Origin of the sequence: Thermohalobaculum sediminis, from assembly GCF_023487995.1 — a bacterium.
Lineage (GTDB): Bacteria > Pseudomonadota > Alphaproteobacteria > Rhodobacterales > Rhodobacteraceae > Thermohalobaculum > Thermohalobaculum sediminis.
Genome location: NZ_JAMFKN010000010.1, coordinates 62,942 through 78,652 on the forward strand (window position 1 = coordinate 62,942; position 15,711 = coordinate 78,652).

The following is a 15,711-nucleotide window of genomic DNA, read 5'->3' on the forward strand; positions in this document are numbered from 1 at the left end:
CCCCTAGCCATGATCGAGCCCATCCACATCATCGGCGCCGGCATGGCAGGCTCCGAGGCCGCATGGGCCGCGGCCTCGATGGGCGTGCCCGTCATCCTGCACGAGATGCGCCCCGAGGTGGGCACCGATGCGCACCAGACGGGCGGCTTCGCCGAGCTCGTGTGCTCGAACTCCTTCCGTTCGGACGACGACGAGACGAACGCCGTGGGCCTGCTGCACTGGGAGATGCGGCGCGCGGGCTCGATCATGATGGCGGCCGCAGCCGAGGCGTCGGTCCCCGCAGGAGGCGCGCTCGCGGTCGACCGCGAGGTCTTTTCCGCGCGCGTGACCCGGGCGTTGGAGGCGCATCCCCTGATCACCATCGCGCGCGGCGAGGTGGCGGGTCTGCCGCCGCCCGACTGGTCTAGCGTGATCGTCGCGACCGGCCCCCTCACCTCGCCGGCGCTCGCCGCCGCGATCCGCGAGCTGACCGGCGAGACCAGCCTCGCCTTCTTCGACGCGATCGCCCCCATCGTCCATGCCGACAGCGTGGACATGTCCCGCGCCTGGTTCCAGTCGCGCTACGACAAGGGCGAGACCGAGGACGAGCGCACCGCCTATCTCAACTGCCCGATGTCGCGCGAGCAGTATGACCGATTCATCGACGCGCTCATCGCCGCGCCAAAGACCGAGTTCAAGGACTGGGAGCGCGACACCCCCTATTTCGAGGGCTGCCTGCCCATCGAGGTGATGGCCGAGCGCGGCCGCGAGACCCTGCGCTATGGCCCGCTCAAGCCCGTGGGCCTGACCAACCCGCATCAGCCGGACGTGAAGCCCCATGCCGTGGTGCAACTGCGCCGCGAGAACCGGCTGGGCACGCTCTACAACCTCGTGGGCTTCCAGACGAAGCTGAAATACGGCGCGCAGGCCGAGGTGTTCGCGCTGATCCCGGGCCTCGAGAACGCGAGATTCGCGCGTCTCGGCGGCATCCACCGCAACACTTTCCTGAACTCCCCGCGGCTGCTCGACGGGCAGATGCGGTTGCACGCCATGCCGCGGCTGCGCTTCGCGGGGCAGATCACCGGGGTCGAGGGCTATGTCGAGTCCGGCGCCATGGGCATCCTCGCAGGCCGCTTCGCCGCTGCCGAGCGCCTTGGCCAGACGCTTGCGCCCCCGCCGCCCGAGAGCGCGATGGGCGCCCTGCTCGCGCACATCACCGGTGGGGCGGATGCGTCCACCTTCCAGCCGATGAACGTGAACTTCGGACTGTTCCCGCCGCTGGAGGCGATAAGATCCGGGCGCAGGGGCAAGCGCGACCGGGCCCGGGCCTACACCGCGCGTGCAAAGACCGCCTTCCTTCGCTGGCTCGACCCCGACGCCACGCCCGCTGCCGCCGAATAGCCGCCGCGCCGCCCGCGGGTGGTATCCTCAGGGGCGAATCGGAACGGAGCGCGCGGATGAACGGGCACGACAACGGCGACGGGGCGGGCGATCACGCGCAGCCCGCATCGGCCGAGGGACGCAGCTTCTACGACGAGCAGGCGGCGGAATGCGCCGATGGTCCCGTGGCCGAGGGTTACGAGACCGCCCGCCGATGCGCCGAGGCGCTGGCCCGCTTTGTCGCCGACCCCACCCAGCCCGTTGCTGAGATCGGCTGCGGTGCCGGGCTTGGCGGGCTCGCGCTGCGGGCGGCGGGATTCGATTGCATCGACGGCTTCGACCCTTCCGCCGAGATGCTGGCCGGCGCGGCCGACCGGCAGGTCTACCGGCATCTCGCGCGGCTCGACCTCTCGCAGCCGCTGGCGCTCGAGCCGGGCGCCTATGCCAACGCGGTCACGATCGGGGCGGTGAACCCGGCAGCGATGCCCCCGACCGTGATCGACGGGATGCTCGCGCTCCTGCCGTCGGGCGGATGCCTCGCCTTCTCGCTCGACGCCGAGGCGGCGGCTGACGGCAGCATCCGGGGCCGGGTCTGCGATCTCACGGACACGGGCGCCGCCGACCTTCTGCTGTCCGAGCGCTTCGAGCCCGAGCCCGCTGCCGGGACCGTCACGATCTACGTCCTGCGCAAGCGCTGAGCGATGCGGGCGCTGCCGTTCTGGGCGGTCTTCGCGGTCTGTGCGGCGGCGCCGCTGGCGGGTGAGTTCGGCATCCTCGTGGCGCTCGCGGCCGGCGCGCTCCTGCTTGGCGCCCGGCTGGGCGGCGCGCGCGAGATCCCGCTGTGGAAGCCGGTGGCACTGATGCTCGCGCCGCTTGGGGGCTGGGTGGCGCTGGCCCTGATCGGACTCTGAGCCGAACCTACCAGCGGCCCGTCAGCGCGTGCGTCATCAGCGTCAGCGCCCGCCGCGTTCCGCCCGGATCGGGAAAGCCCGTCACCATGTCGAAGCCCGGCCGAAGCGCGGCCCGCAGGTCGAGTTCGGCGCGCCACAGGTGCAGGAATGCGGGCACGGCCGCGCGCCCGACCTCGCGGCGCCCGGCGCGGGCCGCGCGAAGGCTCGTGAGCCCCTCCGCCGCCAGCGCCCGGGCCGCCAGCCGCAGGGCCTCGTTGGTCTCGCCCCGCATCAGCGCCCCATGCGCCTCGCGCGTCAGATCAGGCAGCAGCACCAGCCCCGACTGCACCGCCATGGGCGCGGCGAGCCGCAGCGCGAAGGCGGTCCCCACCGCGCGCCCGGCCGCATCGGCGACCTCGCCCGCCCCGGTCGCACCCAGCGCGCCCGTCGCCAGCCGCGTGAGCCCGCCGAAACGCGCCGCGAGCCAGGCGTCGAAGGCCGCGCGGTCGAAGGGGGCCGCCAGCTCCATCTCGCGCGCCTCGATCAGCCCGTCCAGCAGAGCGCGCGGGGCCAGCGCCTCGCCGATCAGCGCGGTCAGCGGTGCCGCCACCTCGTGCGCGCCGACACCCGCCCCCGTAACCACGTCGCGCCAGAACTGCAACCGCATCCGGGCGATGATCGGCCCGGGCTCGGCCCGGTCGGCCCGTGCCGCGGCGCGCGAGAGCTCGATGTCGAAGGCATAGAGCACCATCAGCCGCTCGCGCAGCGGCTCCGGCGCGAACAGGGCCGCGTGGAACAGCTCCGGGTCGTAGCGCCGCACGATGGCGGCGCAGGGGCCGAGCGGCGGCTCAGCCATGCACGGCCATGCGGATGGCGGGCGCCTTCATCCGGATCAGCTTGGTCACGATGGCGTCCTCGAGCGCCTGGAACGAGGCGTCCACGATGTTGGCCGACACGCCCACGGTCGACCACACCTCGCCGGTGTCGTCCGAGCTGTCCAGCAGCACGCGCGTCACGGCTTCGGTCCCCGCGCCGATGATGCGGACCTTGAAGTCCACCAGCCGCAGGTCGCCGATATAGTCCTGGTAGCGGCCCAGGTCCTTCTGCAGCGCGCGCGCCAGCGCGTTGACCGGCCCCTGGTCCTGATGCGTCACCGGGTCGATCGACTCGGAGGCCGAGATCATCCGCTCGCCGTCGACATGCACCGCGACGACAGCCTCGGAGGCCGTCACCCGCTCGCCCAGCGCGTTGAAGCGCCGCTCGATCGAGACGCGGTAGCGGTCGATCTCGAAGAACACCGGCAGGCAGCCCAACATCCGGCGGGCCAGCAGGTCGAACGACGCCTCGGCCGAGTCGTAGGCAAAGCCCTGGTCCTCGCGCTCCTTGACCGCGGCCAGCAGGTGCGAAAGGCGCGGGTCGTCGCGGTCCACCTCGATCCCGGCCTCGGCCAGCCGGCGCAGCATGTTCGACCGCCCCGCCTGGTTCGACATCGGCACGATGCGCGCGTTGCCGACCGCTTCGGGCTCGATGTGCTCGTAGGTCGCAGGGTTCTTGAGGATCGCCGAGGCATGAAGGCCCGCCTTGTGCGCGAAGGCGGCGGCGCCGACGTAAGGCGCGTGCCGGTTCGGCTGGCGGTTCAGCACCTCGTCCAGCAGCAGCGAGGCCCGGCGCAGGTCCCTCAGCCCCTCGTCGCTCACGCCGATCTCGAAGCGGTCGCGATAGGGCGCCTTCAGCATCAGCGTCGGGATGATGGTGCAGAGGTTCGCATTGCCGCACCGCTCGCCCAAGCCGTTGAGCGTGCCCTGCACCTGCCGCGCGCCGGCGTCGATGGCCGCGAGCGTGTTCGCGACCGCATTCCCGGTGTCGTCATGGGTGTGGATGCCGACGTGGCTGCCCGGAATCCGCGCGGTCACGTCCGCCGTGATCTCGGCCACCTCGGCCGGCAGCGTGCCGCCATTGGTGTCGCACAGCACCACCCAGCGCGCGCCGCCCTCCATCGCGGCATCGAGACAGGCCAGCGCATAGGCGCGGTTGGCCTTCCAGCCGTCGAAGAAATGCTCGGCATCGAACAGCGCCTCGCGGCCCTGCGCGACAAGGTGGGCAACCGACTCGCGGACGTTGGCGAGGTTCTCGTCGAGCGTGATCCCCAGCGCCTTCTCGACGTGGTAGTCGTGGCTCTTGCCGACGAGGCAGACGGCGGGCGTGCGCGCGTTCACAACCTCGGCCAGCACATCGTCATTGGCGGCCGAGCGCCCTGCCCGCTTGGTCATGCCGAAGGCGGTGAAGGTGGCGTGGCGGAGTTTCGGCGCCTCGCGGAAGAAGCCCGAGTCGGTGGGGTTCGCCCCCGGCCAGCCGCCCTCGATATAGTCGAGCCCCAGCGCATCGAGCGTCCTGGCGATCTTGACCTTGTCCGCAACCGAAAAATCGACGCCCTGCGTCTGCTGCCCGTCGCGAAGGGTGGTGTCGTAGAGGTAGAGGCGCTCGCGGGTCATCTTGCGTTACTCTCCACCGAAGATAGGACATATAAAATGTAGCCTTCGTAAAGCTCGTTTATTCCGATACTTGGCCCGCCTAGATAACCTTGGGGTCCGAATATTTGGCGTCTTTCCAAGTCGCTCAGTTCCTTAAAGAACTCCGCTGCTCTCAGAGGGTCGATGTCGATTGAAACTTTACCGCCAGAATGATCTTTGAGCGTTACTCCCGCCTTCGCCATCGCGTCACGAAGTTTGTCAGCGGTTCCAAAGTCTTTCGCGGCTCGAGCTGCGGCTCTTGCTCGGATCAGTTCGTCCAGCTGCCGACCCACTTCATCAGATACAATCGGCCCTCTAGCCCACTCTCCAAGACCGGGCGAAAGGAGTCCGAGCAGCGCCGCCCCCGCCGCAAGTTCCGCCGGATTGCTCGCCGCAAGCGCATGCAATTCCGCGATCGCCTTGGGCGTGTTGAGGTCGTCGGCGAGTGTGGCGACGACAGTCGCCGGCACGCTCGGCGAGGGCTCGACGCCCTTGGCGAGCGCCCGCCACTTCCTGAGCGTCGCCTCTGCCTTCTCGACCCGTTTCTCCGTCCAATCCAGCGGCTCGGTATACTTCGTCGACAGCAGCACGAACCGGATCACCTCGCCCGGGATGCCCTTGTCGAGCAAATCCTTCACGGTGAAGAAGTTGCCCAAGGACTTGGACATCTTCTCCCCCTCGACCTGCAGGAACCCGTTGTGCATCCACACATTGGCCATCAGGTCGGTGTGGTTGGCGCAGCAGCTTTGCGCCAGTTCGTTCTCGTGGTGGGGGAAAACCAGGTCGATGCCGCCGCCGTGGATGTCGAACTGCTCGCCCAGCAGGGCCTTCGACATGGCCGAGCACTCGATGTGCCAGCCGGGGCGGCCGCGGCCCCACGGGCTCTCCCAGCCCGGCGTGTCGTCGTCCGAGGGCTTCCACAGCACGAAGTCCATCGCGCTGCGCTTGTAGGGCGCCACGTCCACCCGCGCGCCCGCCAGCAGCTCGTCGGTCGAGCGGCGCGAGAGGCGGCCATACTCGGGCCACGAGGGCACGTCGAACAGCACATGCCCCTCGGCCTCGTAGGCGTGGCCGTCGGCGATCAGCTTCTCGATCATCGCGACCATCTGGGGGATGTATTCGGTCGCGCGCGGCATGTGGGTGGGGCGCAGCGCCCCCAATGCGTCCATGTCGTCCAGATACCAGCGCGTGGTCTCGTCGGTGATGCGCCGGATGGCGTCGAGCGTGCTCTCGCCGGGCTGGCGCGTCTCGGCCGCGCGGGCGTTGATCTTGTCGTCCACGTCCGTGAAGTTTCGGACGTAAGTCACAGCGTCCTCGCGATAAACATGGCGCAGCAGGCGGAACAGCACGTCGAACACCACCACCGGGCGCGCGTTGCCGATATGGGCGCGGTCATAGACCGTGGGGCCGCAGACATACATGCGGACATTCGCGGGGTCGATGGGGGTGAACACCTCCTTCGACCGGGTCCGGGTGTTGTAGAGCTTGATCGTCGTCATGGCCCATGCTCGCGGCGTTGTCCCCGCGGCGGGCTAGCATTTCCGGGTGGTGCTGGAAAGGCGAGAACGCGCCGCGGACGATGTGTCAGCGGGTAATGCAGATCCGGCAGATGAGGATCGCGGCGTTCATGCGCCCTCTCTGCCGCCTCGCGCGGCGTCTGTCAATCGCGGGGGCGCGAGCAGGGGCATCAGTGCCGCCATCTCGGGGCCGTGGTCGCGGCCCGTCAGCGCCCGGCGCAGCGGCAGGAACAGCGCGCGCCCCTTGCGCCCGGTCGCGGCCTTGACGGTGTCGGTCCATGCCTTCCAGGTGTCCGCCCCCCAAGGTCGCGGCGGCAGCAGGGTCAGCGCCTGCGCCACGAACTCGGCATCCTCCGGCGCTACCACTGCCTCGGCACCGTCGCGGCAGATTGCCCACCACTCGAACGCATCCGCCATCCGGTCGAGGTTCGGCCCCACGGCCGTCCAAAAATCAGGAGTGAGTTTAGTTTCAACGCCAATGTATTCCAGGCGTTTCCTCACATCATCGAATGGCAAGGCCCGAAGCGTCTTGGCCGAATGCGCCGCCAGTTCCTCGGGATCGAAGCGCGTCGGCGAGGCGCCGAAACTCCCGATCTCGAACCCCTCGACCAGCGCCGCCATGTCGGTCGCCACCTCGACCGGATGCGACGAGCCCAGCCGCGCGAGGAAGCTCACCACCGCCATCGGCTCGACCCCCGCCTCGCGCAGCGCCGCGACCGACAGGCTGCCGAGGCGCTTCGACAGCCCCTCCCCCTCGGGCCCCACCAGCAGCGAGTGATGCCCGAAGGCAGGCGCCGCCGCCCCCAACGCCGCGAAGATCTGGATCTGCGTGCCGGTGTTGGTGACGTGATCGGCTCCACGGATGACATGCGTGACGCCCAGATCCGCATCGTCCACCACCGAGGCGAGCGTGTAGAGCACCTGCGCGTCCTCGCGGATCAGCACGGGGTCGGACAGCGAGGCCGCCTCGACCCGCTCGGGGCCGCGGATCAGGTCGTCCCACTCCACCGCCTCGCGCTCCAGCAGGAAGCGCCAGTGCGGCGCCCGGCCCTCGGCCCTCAGCCGGGCGCGCTCGGCGTCGCCCAGCCCCAGCGCCGCGCGGTCGTAGACTGGCGGCAGGTGGCGCGAGAGCTGGACCTTGCGGCGCAGGTCGAGTTCCGCCGCCGTCTCGTAGCAGTCATAGAGCCGCCCCGCCGCCCGCAGCCGGTCGGCCGCCGCCGCGTATAGGTCGAGCCGCGCAGACTGCCGGACCTCGGCATCCCAATGCAGCCCCAGCCAGTCGAGATCGCGGCGGATCGCGTCCACGAACCGCTCCTCCGACCGCTCGGAGTCGGTGTCGTCGATGCGCAGGATGAAGCGCCCGCCAAGCTTGCGCGCCATCAGCCAGTTCAGCACCGCCGTGCGCAGGTTACCGGCGTGCAGCAGCCCCGTGGGCGAGGGCGCGAAGCGGGTCACGGTCATCGGCGGCGCTCCAGTTCCGGTCTCAGCGTCCGGCAGGTCAGCACGATGGCGTCGAAGCCGCGCGGCACGAACCAGTCGCTGAGCACAAGGTCCGCCCCCATAATCGCGCGGTTGAGCGCGATCTCGCCCTGCCTCAGCCGCGGCACGGCGTGCCGGTCGTGCAGCCACAGCGCGAAGACGCGCTGGTTCAGCACCGGAAGCCAGGGCACGCGCCGCTCGGCGATGCCCCAGGCGGCCACGGCCTCCCAGGGCAGGCGCACGAGGCCCAGCATGCCCAGCGGCATGGCAATACCGCGCTCGTCCGCCTCGAACACCGGGCGCCAGCGCAGGGCAAGCCCCGCGCCGCAGGCGAGAAGGATCGCCGACAGGAACATGATGAAGGGCGCAAAGGCCGCAAGCTCGCGCAGCTCCATGCCCCATGGCCGGGTGACGGTAATCAGCATCCCCGGAAGCGCCGCGCCGAGCGCGAGCAGGATCAGCGCGTTGCCGCGCGATGCGGCGATCCGGATCCGCGCGCCCGCCCGGGGCATGCCGTCCTTCGCCGCCTCGCTCACCCGCGGTCCCTCCAGCGGTTCACGACCGGGTAGCGGCGGTCCAGCCAGAACGCCTTCTTGGTCAGCTTGGCCCCCGGCGCCGACTGGAAGCGCTTGTATTCCGAGACGTAGAGCAGCCCCTGCACCTTCAGCACCGTCTCGCGCTCGAAGCCCTCGGCCACCAGTTCGGCTACCGACATCTCGCGCTCGATCAGCCCCTCGAGGATGCCGTCGAGGATCGCGTAGGGCGGCAGGCTGTCCTCGTCGCGCTGCCCCTCGCGCAGTTCGGCCGAGGGGGCCTTCTCGATCACCCTGAGCGGGATCACCTCGCCCGCCGGGGCGCGCATCCATGGCCGGTGCGTGGCGTTGCGCCAGCGCGCGGCGGCGAAGACGCGGGTCTTGTAGAGGTCCTTGATCGGGTTGTAGGCGCCGTTCATGTCGCCATAGAGTGTGGCGTAGCCGACCGCGACCTCGGACTTGTTGCCGGTGGTGAGCAACAGCTCGCCGAACTTGTTCGACAGCGCCATGAGATAGAGCCCGCGCATCCGACTCTGGATGTTCTCCTCGGTCACGTCCGGGGCGAGGCCCTCGAAGAACGGCGCGAGGCCCGCATTCACCGCGACCACCGCTGCCTCGATCGGCAGGGTCTGGTGCGCGACGCCAAGGCGCCGGGCGCAGTCGGCCGCGTCCTCGAGGCTCGCGGGCGAGGTGAAGCGCGAGGGCAGCATCACGCAGCGCACGCTCCCCGGCCCCAACGCGTCGGCCGCGATGGTCGCGACCAGCGCCGAGTCGATGCCGCCCGACAGCCCCAGAAGGACGCGCTTGAAGCCCGATTTCAGCACGTAGTCGCGCGTGGCCTCGACCATCGCGCGGTAGTCGAGTTCGGGCGCCTCGGGCACCGGGGCGAGCCGGCCCTGCGCAAGGCGCCAGCCCTCGGGCGTGCGGTGGAACTCGACGGTCTCGATCGCCTCGTCGAAATAGGGCATCTGGCATGCGAGCCGCCCGCCCGGATTGAGCCCGAAGCTGCCGCCGTCGAACACCTGGTCGTCCTGCGCGCCGATCAGGTTCAGGTAGACCAGCGGCAGCCCGGTCTCGACCACCCGGCCGACGCCGTGGTTCATCCGGATGTCGATCTTCGCCGGCCCCTCGTAGGGCGAGCCGTTGGGAGAGAGCAGAAGCTCGGCCCCCGATTCCTCCAGCGTCTCGCAGACGTCCGCGAACCAGATATCCTCGCAGATCGGGAAGCCCATGCGCACGCCCGCCACCTCGATCGGACCGGGGAACGGCCCCTCGGCATAGAGGCGTTTCTCGTCGAACACGCCGTAGTTCGGGCGGTGGTGCTTGAGGAAGCTCGCCCTGAGCCGGCCCTTCTCGATCAGGTGGTAGGCGTTGTAGACGCCGCCCTTCTCGGGATGGGGCGCGCCGATCGCCAGCGCCGGGCCGTCGGCGCAATCCGCCGCGAGCCGCGTCACCGCCGCGTCGCAGTCCCGCAGGAACGCGGGCCGCACCGAGAGGTCGAGCACCTGATAGCCCGAGAGGAACATCTCGGGCAGCATCACGAGGTCGGCTCCTGCCGCCCGCCCCGCCGCCCAGGCCCGCCGGGCAAGATCGGCATTGCCCGCGATGTCGCCCGCAACGGGGTTCATCTGGGCCAGCGTGATCCGGATCAGGTCGGGCTGGGACATCGGGGGGCACTCCGCTCAGGCACGGGGTCGGGGATTAAGGGGCCGCGCGACCGAGGGCAAGTCCGGCATCCGCCGCCGCGTGCCGCGCCTTCGGCCGATGGCCCGCAATGGGCCGTTGTCTTGCCACAGTTTGGTTCATAGACTGCGGGCAACCACAAGACACAGGGACGGGCGCGCGAGCATGCCTCCCGAAAGACGAGGGAAGACGGGAATGCGCAGGATTGCCACTGCGAGCGCAGCGATCGCACTTGCAACCGGGCTCGTCACCGGCGCGGTGCTGGCGCAGGACGCCTCGACCGCGGTCGCGACCAAGGAATACGAATCGGGCGCGATCTACCAGGGCCAGTTCAAGGACGGCAAGCAGCACGGCGAGGGCACCTACATCGCCCCCGATGGCTACGAATATTCCGGCCAGTGGGTCGAGGGCGAGCGCGAGGGCAAGGGCCGCGCCAAGTTCGCCAACGGCTCGATCTACGAGGGCGATTTTCTCGACGACGTCCCGCATGGCCAGGGCACCATCACCTATGCCAATGGCGGCAGCTACACCGGCGAGTGGCGCGCCGGCGTGATCGAGGGCACCGGCCGCGCCGACTACGGCAACGGCATGACCTACGAGGGCGGGTTCAGGAACTCGGCCCATCACGGGCGGGGCGTGATGACCCGCGACAACGGCTATCGCTACGACGGCGAGTGGATCGACGGCGTGCAGCAGGGCAAGGGCACTGTCACCTACCCGGACGGCGCAGTCTACGAGGGCGACTTCGTGAACGGCCTGCGCCACGGCAAGGGCAAGATCACGCTGCCCGACGGCTTCGTCTACGAGGGCGACTGGGCCGAGGGCCAGATCACCGGCAAGGGCGGTGCCGTCTACGCCAATGGCGACCGCTACGAGGGCGATTTCGTCGAGGGACGCCGCCACGGCCAGGGCGTCGCCACCTATGCCAGCGGCGACCGCTACGAGGGCGAGTTCCGCGACGGCGACCGCCACGGCAAGGGCAAGTTCATCGGCGTCGATGGCTACACCTACGAGGGCGACTGGATCGCCGGCCAGATCGAGGGCCAGGGGGTCGCCTCCTACCCCAACGGCTCGCGCTACGAGGGCAGCTTCGTCGCCGGCTCGCCCGAGGGACAGGGCAAGATCACCTATGCCGATGGCGGCTCATACGAGGGCGAATGGCAGGGCGGCGTGATCGCGGGCCAAGGGGTCGCGCGCTATGCCAACGGATCGGTCTACGAAGGCCAGTTCGCCAGCGCCCGCCACGAGGGCGAGGGCGTGATGACCTACCCCGACGGCCATGTCTACACGGGCGGCTGGAAGGCCGGCATCCAGCACGGCAGCGGCAAGCTGACCTATCCCGACGGCGCCGTCTACGAGGGCGGCTTCGTCGAGGGCCAGCGCGAGGGCCAAGGCAAGCTCACGCTCGCCGACGGCTTCACTTACGAGGGCGGCTGGCTGGGCGGCGACATCCATGGCGAGGGCAAGGCCACCTACCCCAACGGCGACGTCTACACGGGCAACTTCATCAAGGGCCGCCAGCACGGCTTCGGCGTGATGAGCTACGCCTCCGGCACCGTGTTCGAAGGCTGCTGGGAGGATGGCGCCCGCGGCGGGCCGGCCGACGCCAATGGAGACTGCCCGGTTCCCGAGGCGGGCACCGAGGCGAGCAACGCAGCCGCCGCGAACTGACGCGGCGCCGGGCGCCCCGGCATGGGCGGCGCGAGATTTCCGCTTTCCTTTCCCCGGCAAACGGGTATTGTGCGCGCCATGTGTTTCGACCTCGGCATCGCGATCACGGCGCGCCCCGCACTCCTCGGCGGGCTCCTTCTGCTTAGCCGCCCCTGAGCGTGCCGCGATCCGCGGTGCGCGCGCTCAGGGGAGCGACGAACGCACCGCCGGGATCACAGACATCACGAAGCACAAGGCCACCGACATGACCGACCGTATTCCCTCCGCGGACCAGGACCGCGTGAAGATCTTCGACACCACCCTGCGCGACGGCGAGCAGTCGCCCGGCGCCTCGATGACGCTGGACGAGAAGCTGCAGATCGCGGCGCTTCTGGACGAGATGGGCGTGGACATCATCGAGGCGGGCTTCCCGATCGCCTCGGAGGGTGATTTCGAGGCCGTCCGCGAGATAGCGAAGGCCACGCAGAATGCCGTGGTCTGCGGCCTGTCGCGCGCCTCGAAGCGCGACATCGACCGGGCCTGGGAGGCGCTGCAACATGCGAGGCGCGGGCGCATCCACACCTTCATCTCGACCTCGCCCCTGCACATGGAGTTCAAGCTGCAGCTGACCCCCGCGCAGGTGATCGAGAAGATCGCCGAGAGCGTGGGCCACGCCCGCACCCTGACCGACGACGTGCAGTGGAGCCCCGAGGACGGCACCCGCACCGAGCACGACTTCCTCGTCGAGGCGGTGACGGTCGCGATCCAGTCGGGCGCGACCACCATCAACATCCCCGACACGGTCGGCTACACCGCGCCCGGCGAATCGGCCGCCCTGATCCGAATGCTGCGCGAGCGGGTGCCGGGGATCGACGCGGTGACGATCTCGACCCATTGCCACAACGACCTCGGCATGGCCGTGGCGAACGCGCTGGCCGCGGTCGACGCGGGCGCGCGGCAGATCGAATGCACCATCAACGGGCTCGGCGAACGGGCGGGCAACGCCGCGCTCGAGGAGGTGGTGATGGCGATGCGCGTGCGCAACGACATCATGCCCTACCGTACCGGCATCGACACGACGCGGATCATGCAGGCGAGCCGGCTCGTCTCGTCAATCACCGGCTTTCCCGTGCAGTTCAACAAGGCCATCGTCGGCAAGAACGCCTTTGCGCATGAGAGCGGCATCCACCAGGACGGCATGCTGAAGCACGCCGGCACCTACGAGATCATGCGCCCCGAGGATGTGGGCCTGACCGAGTCGAACCTGGTGATGGGCAAGCATTCGGGCCGCCACGCACTGCGCACCAAGCTGCAGGACCTGGGCTTCGACCTGGGTGACAACGCCTTCGAGGATGCCTTCGTCCGCTTCAAGGCGCTGGCGGACCGCAAGAAGGAAGTGTTCGACGACGACATCATCGCGCTGGTGAGCGAGGCCAAGGCCGACGAGGCGGCCGAGCGCATCAAGCTCAAGTTCCTGCGCGTGATCTGCGGCACCGAGGCGCCGCAGTCTGCCGACATCATCCTCGAGATCGACGGCCGCGAGTTCCGCCACACCGCGACCGGCGACGGCCCGGTGGATGCGGCCTTCAACGCGGTCAAGGCGCTGGTGCCGCATGACGCGCGGCTGGAACTCTATCAGGTCCATGCCGTGACCGAGGGGACCGACGCGCAGGCCACCGTCAGCGTGCGGATGCGCGAGGGCGGCAAGATCGTGACCAGCCAGTCCTCGGACACGGACACGGTCGTCGCCTCGTGCCGCGCCTATTGCCACGCGCTCAACAAGCTGCTCGTGCGCCGCGAGAAGGGCAAGCCCAGCGCCGCGCTCGCGGGGATCTGATCCCCGCCCTGCCGCACGACCCCGCCGCCGCTTCGCGCGCGGCGGGCACCTCCCCCGCGTTATGCAATTGCCGCCGCACCGCCCTGTCCGCCCGCGCGCCGGGTCAATCTCCCTTTGCAGCGCGGCGCGCGCGGTCCTATAAGCTTTCCCACCCTGACCCGGACGGCAAGACCCGGGCGGCAAGAACGCCGCGGCGCGACAACCGCAGGCAGCGAACGCAGGCACGAAACGGAAGGCACGCGCATGTTCGGCGGACTGTTCGGCATGTTCTCCAATGACATGGCCATCGACCTCGGGACGGCGAACACGCTCGTCTACGTCAAGGGCAAGGGGGTCGTGCTGAACGAGCCCTCGGTCGTTGCCTACCAGACCATCGCGGGCAAGAAGGAGGTCAAGGCCGTCGGCGAGGACGCCAAGCTGATGCTTGGCCGCACGCCCGGCTCGATCCAGGCCATCCGGCCGATGCGCGACGGCGTGATCGCCGATTTCGACGTGGCCGAGGAGATGATCAAGCACTTCATCAAGAAGGTGCAGCCGAACACGATGTTCGCCAAGCCCGTGATCGTGGTCTGCGTGCCCTATGGCGCGACCGCGGTCGAGGAGCGCGCCATCGAGCAGTCGGTCCTCTCCGCCGGCGCGCGCAAGGCCTATCTGATCCCGGAACCCATCGCCGCGGCCATCGGCGCCGGACTGCCGATCACCGAGCCCACGGGGTCGATGATCGTCGACATCGGCGGCGGGACGACCGAGGTGGCGGTGTTGTCGCTCTCGGACATCGTCTATGCGCGATCCGTCCGCGTCGGCGGCGACAAGATGGACGAGGCGATCATCAGCCACCTGCGCCGCCAGCACAACCTGCTGATCGGCGAGTCGACCGCCGAGAAGATCAAGAAGGCCATCGGCACGGCGCGGATGCCCGCCGACGGGATCGGCAAGACCATGACGATCCGCGGCCGCGACCTCCTGAACGGCGTGCCCAAGGAGCAGGAGATCACACAGGCCCAGATCGCCGAGAGCCTGGCCGAGCCGGTGCAGCAGATCGTGGAATCGGTCATGGTCGCGCTCGAGGCCACGCCCCCCGACCTCGCGGCCGACATCGTCGACAACGGCGTCATGCTGGCGGGCGGCGGAGCGCTCCTCGGCGAGCTCGATCTCGCGCTGCGCGAGCAGACCGGCCTCGCCATTTCGGTGGCAGAGGAGCCGCTGCACTGCGTGGCTCTTGGCACCGGCCGCGCGCTCGAGCATCTCGATCGCCTCGCCCATGTCATGAAGATCAGCGTCTGAGGCCAGCGGAGGGCGCGATGGCACGCCCCGGCGACGACAGGACCGGCGAACTGGAACGCAGGCTGCGCCGCGCCTTCCTGCTCGCGGCGGCGGTGCTGTGCCTCGGCCTGTTCGCGCTCTGGCGCATCGACAACCCGCGCGTCGAGCGGCTGCGCATGGAGCTTGCCGACGCGGTGCTGCCCGGCATGTCCTGGGTCGCGGGGCCGATCGAGGTCGCCACCGCCATGCTGCGCGACTATCGCAACTTCCTTGACGTCTACGAGCAGAACCGTGCCCTGCGCCGCGAGATCCAGCGCCTGCGCGCCTGGCGCGAGACGGCGCGCGCGCTGGAGGAGGAGAACGCCCAGCTCCGCGCCCTGAACCATGTTCGCCTCGCGCCCCGCACGGTCTTCGTCACTGGCGACGTGATCGGCGACTCGGGCGGGCCGTTCTCGCAGACCGTGCTGGTGAACGTGGGCGAGCGCGACGGCGTGCTCGACGGCTCGGCGGCGGTGGATGGCGCGGGCCTCGTGGGCCGCGTCGTCGGCACCGGCGAGACGGCGGCGCGCGTCCTTCTTCTCACCGACTTCTCGTCGCGCGTGCCGGTCATGATCCGGCCCTCGGGGCGGCGGGCGATCCTGGCGGGCGACGGGGCCTCGGCGCCGCGGCTCGAATTCGTCGATGCGGTCGATGAGGTGCGCCCGGGCGACCAGGTCGAGACCTCGGGCGAGGGCGGCGTCTTCCCGCCCGGCCTGCCGGTCGGGCGCGTGATCGAGATGCCGGACGGCGGCCTCCGGGCGACCCTCGCGGCCGACTACAACCGGCTCGAATTCGTGCGCGTGCTGCGCTACCAGCCGGACACGCGCATCGACCGTCCGGCCGGGCTGATCGTGCCGCCCGCGCCCGCGCCCGAGCAGTTTGGCCCGATGCTGCCGCAGAGCGCACTGCCCCCCGGCACGCTGCCGCCCCCGGCCGTGGGGAACTGAGCCG

General features: G+C 69.9%; 13 protein-coding genes. 7 read left to right on the forward strand and 6 right to left on the reverse strand.

Annotated features, from left to right (window positions below):
• Positions 1-9: 9 nt before the first annotated feature.
• The 3 genes from trmFO to M1105_RS17450 are packed head-to-tail and all read left to right on the forward strand — an operon-like array spanning position 10 to position 2,270.
• Entirely contained in the window at positions 10-1,380 is a 1,371-nt protein-coding gene (trmFO, locus tag M1105_RS17440; protein ID WP_249581664.1) for a methylenetetrahydrofolate--tRNA-(uracil(54)-C(5))-methyltransferase (FADH(2)-oxidizing) TrmFO, read from the forward strand.
• Positions 1,381-1,436: 56 nt separating this feature from the next.
• A complete protein-coding gene (locus M1105_RS17445) occupies positions 1,437-2,057 on the forward strand; it encodes a class I SAM-dependent methyltransferase (protein ID WP_249581665.1) in 621 nt (206 codons plus the stop codon).
• Positions 2,058-2,060: 3 nt separating this feature from the next.
• Positions 2,061-2,270: a hypothetical protein gene (locus M1105_RS17450; RefSeq protein WP_249581666.1), complete on the forward strand. Its 210-nt coding sequence runs from the start codon at positions 2,061-2,063 to the stop codon at positions 2,268-2,270.
• 7 nt (positions 2,271-2,277) lie between these two features.
• Here the strand turns inward: M1105_RS17450 and M1105_RS17455 are convergent, their stop codons facing one another.
• The 6 genes from M1105_RS17455 to M1105_RS17480 form a co-directional block, all read right to left on the reverse strand.
• A complete protein-coding gene (locus M1105_RS17455; protein WP_249581667.1) occupies positions 2,278-3,105 on the reverse strand; it encodes a squalene/phytoene synthase family protein in 828 nt (275 codons plus the stop codon).
• Positions 3,098-4,741, reverse strand: a complete 1,644-nt coding sequence (cimA, locus tag M1105_RS17460) for a citramalate synthase (RefSeq protein ID WP_249581668.1) — start codon at positions 4,739-4,741, stop codon at positions 3,098-3,100. Before cimA ends, M1105_RS17455 begins: the two co-directional genes overlap by 8 nt.
• Positions 4,738-6,258 carry a cysteine--tRNA ligase gene (gene cysS / locus M1105_RS17465; protein ID WP_249581669.1) on the reverse strand — a complete coding sequence of 507 codons (1,521 nt, stop codon included), beginning with the start codon at positions 6,256-6,258 and terminating at the stop codon, positions 4,738-4,740. The genes cimA and cysS overlap by 4 nt, the downstream gene beginning before the upstream one ends.
• Positions 6,259-6,384: 126 nt before the next feature.
• Positions 6,385-7,737, reverse strand: coding sequence for a glutamate--tRNA ligase (gene gltX / locus M1105_RS17470; RefSeq protein ID WP_249581670.1), 1,353 nt, complete (start codon positions 7,735-7,737; stop codon positions 6,385-6,387).
• Complete coding sequence (locus M1105_RS17475) at positions 7,734-8,291, reverse strand: hypothetical protein (RefSeq protein ID WP_249581671.1); 558 nt, start codon at positions 8,289-8,291, stop codon at positions 7,734-7,736. Before M1105_RS17475 ends, gltX begins: the two co-directional genes overlap by 4 nt.
• Positions 8,288-9,955, reverse strand: coding sequence for an NAD+ synthase (locus M1105_RS17480; protein ID WP_249581672.1), 1,668 nt, complete (start codon positions 9,953-9,955; stop codon positions 8,288-8,290). The genes M1105_RS17475 and M1105_RS17480 overlap by 4 nt, the downstream gene beginning before the upstream one ends.
• 211 nt (positions 9,956-10,166) lie before the next feature.
• Here M1105_RS17480 and M1105_RS17485 point away from each other — a divergent pair, with 211 nt between their 5' ends.
• From M1105_RS17485 to mreC, 4 genes are all read left to right on the forward strand, one after another.
• Positions 10,167-11,642, forward strand: coding sequence for an MORN repeat-containing protein (locus tag M1105_RS17485; protein WP_249581673.1), 1,476 nt, complete (start codon positions 10,167-10,169; stop codon positions 11,640-11,642).
• Between the two features lie 244 nt (positions 11,643-11,886).
• A complete protein-coding gene (locus M1105_RS17490; RefSeq protein ID WP_249581674.1) occupies positions 11,887-13,458 on the forward strand; it encodes a 2-isopropylmalate synthase in 1,572 nt (523 codons plus the stop codon).
• Positions 13,459-13,701: 243 nt separating this feature from the next.
• Complete coding sequence (locus tag M1105_RS17495; protein WP_249581675.1) at positions 13,702-14,742, forward strand: rod shape-determining protein; 1,041 nt, start codon at positions 13,702-13,704, stop codon at positions 14,740-14,742.
• 17 nt (positions 14,743-14,759) lie between these two features.
• A complete protein-coding gene (gene mreC, locus M1105_RS17500) occupies positions 14,760-15,707 on the forward strand; it encodes a rod shape-determining protein MreC (protein ID WP_249581676.1) in 948 nt (315 codons plus the stop codon).
• Positions 15,708-15,711 lie beyond the last annotated feature (4 nt).

What these genes read in the sequence shown, in the direction of transcription:
- M1105_RS17455 (WP_249581667.1), bottom strand. Translation starts at nt 3,105, where the DNA reads ATGGCTGAGCCGCCGCTCGGCCCCTGCGCCGCCATCGTGCGGCGCTAC.
- cysS (WP_249581669.1), bottom strand. Translation starts at nt 6,258, where the DNA reads ATGACGACGATCAAGCTCTACAACACCCGGACCCGGTCGAAGGAGGTG.
- M1105_RS17485 (WP_249581673.1), top strand. Translation starts at nt 10,167, where the DNA reads ATGCGCAGGATTGCCACTGCGAGCGCAGCGATCGCACTTGCAACCGGG.
- M1105_RS17495 (WP_249581675.1), top strand. Translation starts at nt 13,702, where the DNA reads ATGTTCGGCGGACTGTTCGGCATGTTCTCCAATGACATGGCCATCGAC.
- M1105_RS17445 (WP_249581665.1), top strand. Translation starts at nt 1,437, where the DNA reads ATGAACGGGCACGACAACGGCGACGGGGCGGGCGATCACGCGCAGCCC.
- mreC (WP_249581676.1), top strand. Translation starts at nt 14,760, where the DNA reads ATGGCACGCCCCGGCGACGACAGGACCGGCGAACTGGAACGCAGGCTG.
- M1105_RS17450 (WP_249581666.1), top strand. Translation starts at nt 2,061, where the DNA reads ATGCGGGCGCTGCCGTTCTGGGCGGTCTTCGCGGTCTGTGCGGCGGCG.
- M1105_RS17480 (WP_249581672.1), bottom strand. Translation starts at nt 9,955, where the DNA reads ATGTCCCAGCCCGACCTGATCCGGATCACGCTGGCCCAGATGAACCCC.
- M1105_RS17490 (WP_249581674.1), top strand. Translation starts at nt 11,887, where the DNA reads ATGACCGACCGTATTCCCTCCGCGGACCAGGACCGCGTGAAGATCTTC.
- gltX (WP_249581670.1), bottom strand. Translation starts at nt 7,737, where the DNA reads ATGACCGTGACCCGCTTCGCGCCCTCGCCCACGGGGCTGCTGCACGCC.
- cimA (WP_249581668.1), bottom strand. Translation starts at nt 4,741, where the DNA reads ATGACCCGCGAGCGCCTCTACCTCTACGACACCACCCTTCGCGACGGG.
- trmFO (WP_249581664.1), top strand. Translation starts at nt 10, where the DNA reads ATGATCGAGCCCATCCACATCATCGGCGCCGGCATGGCAGGCTCCGAG.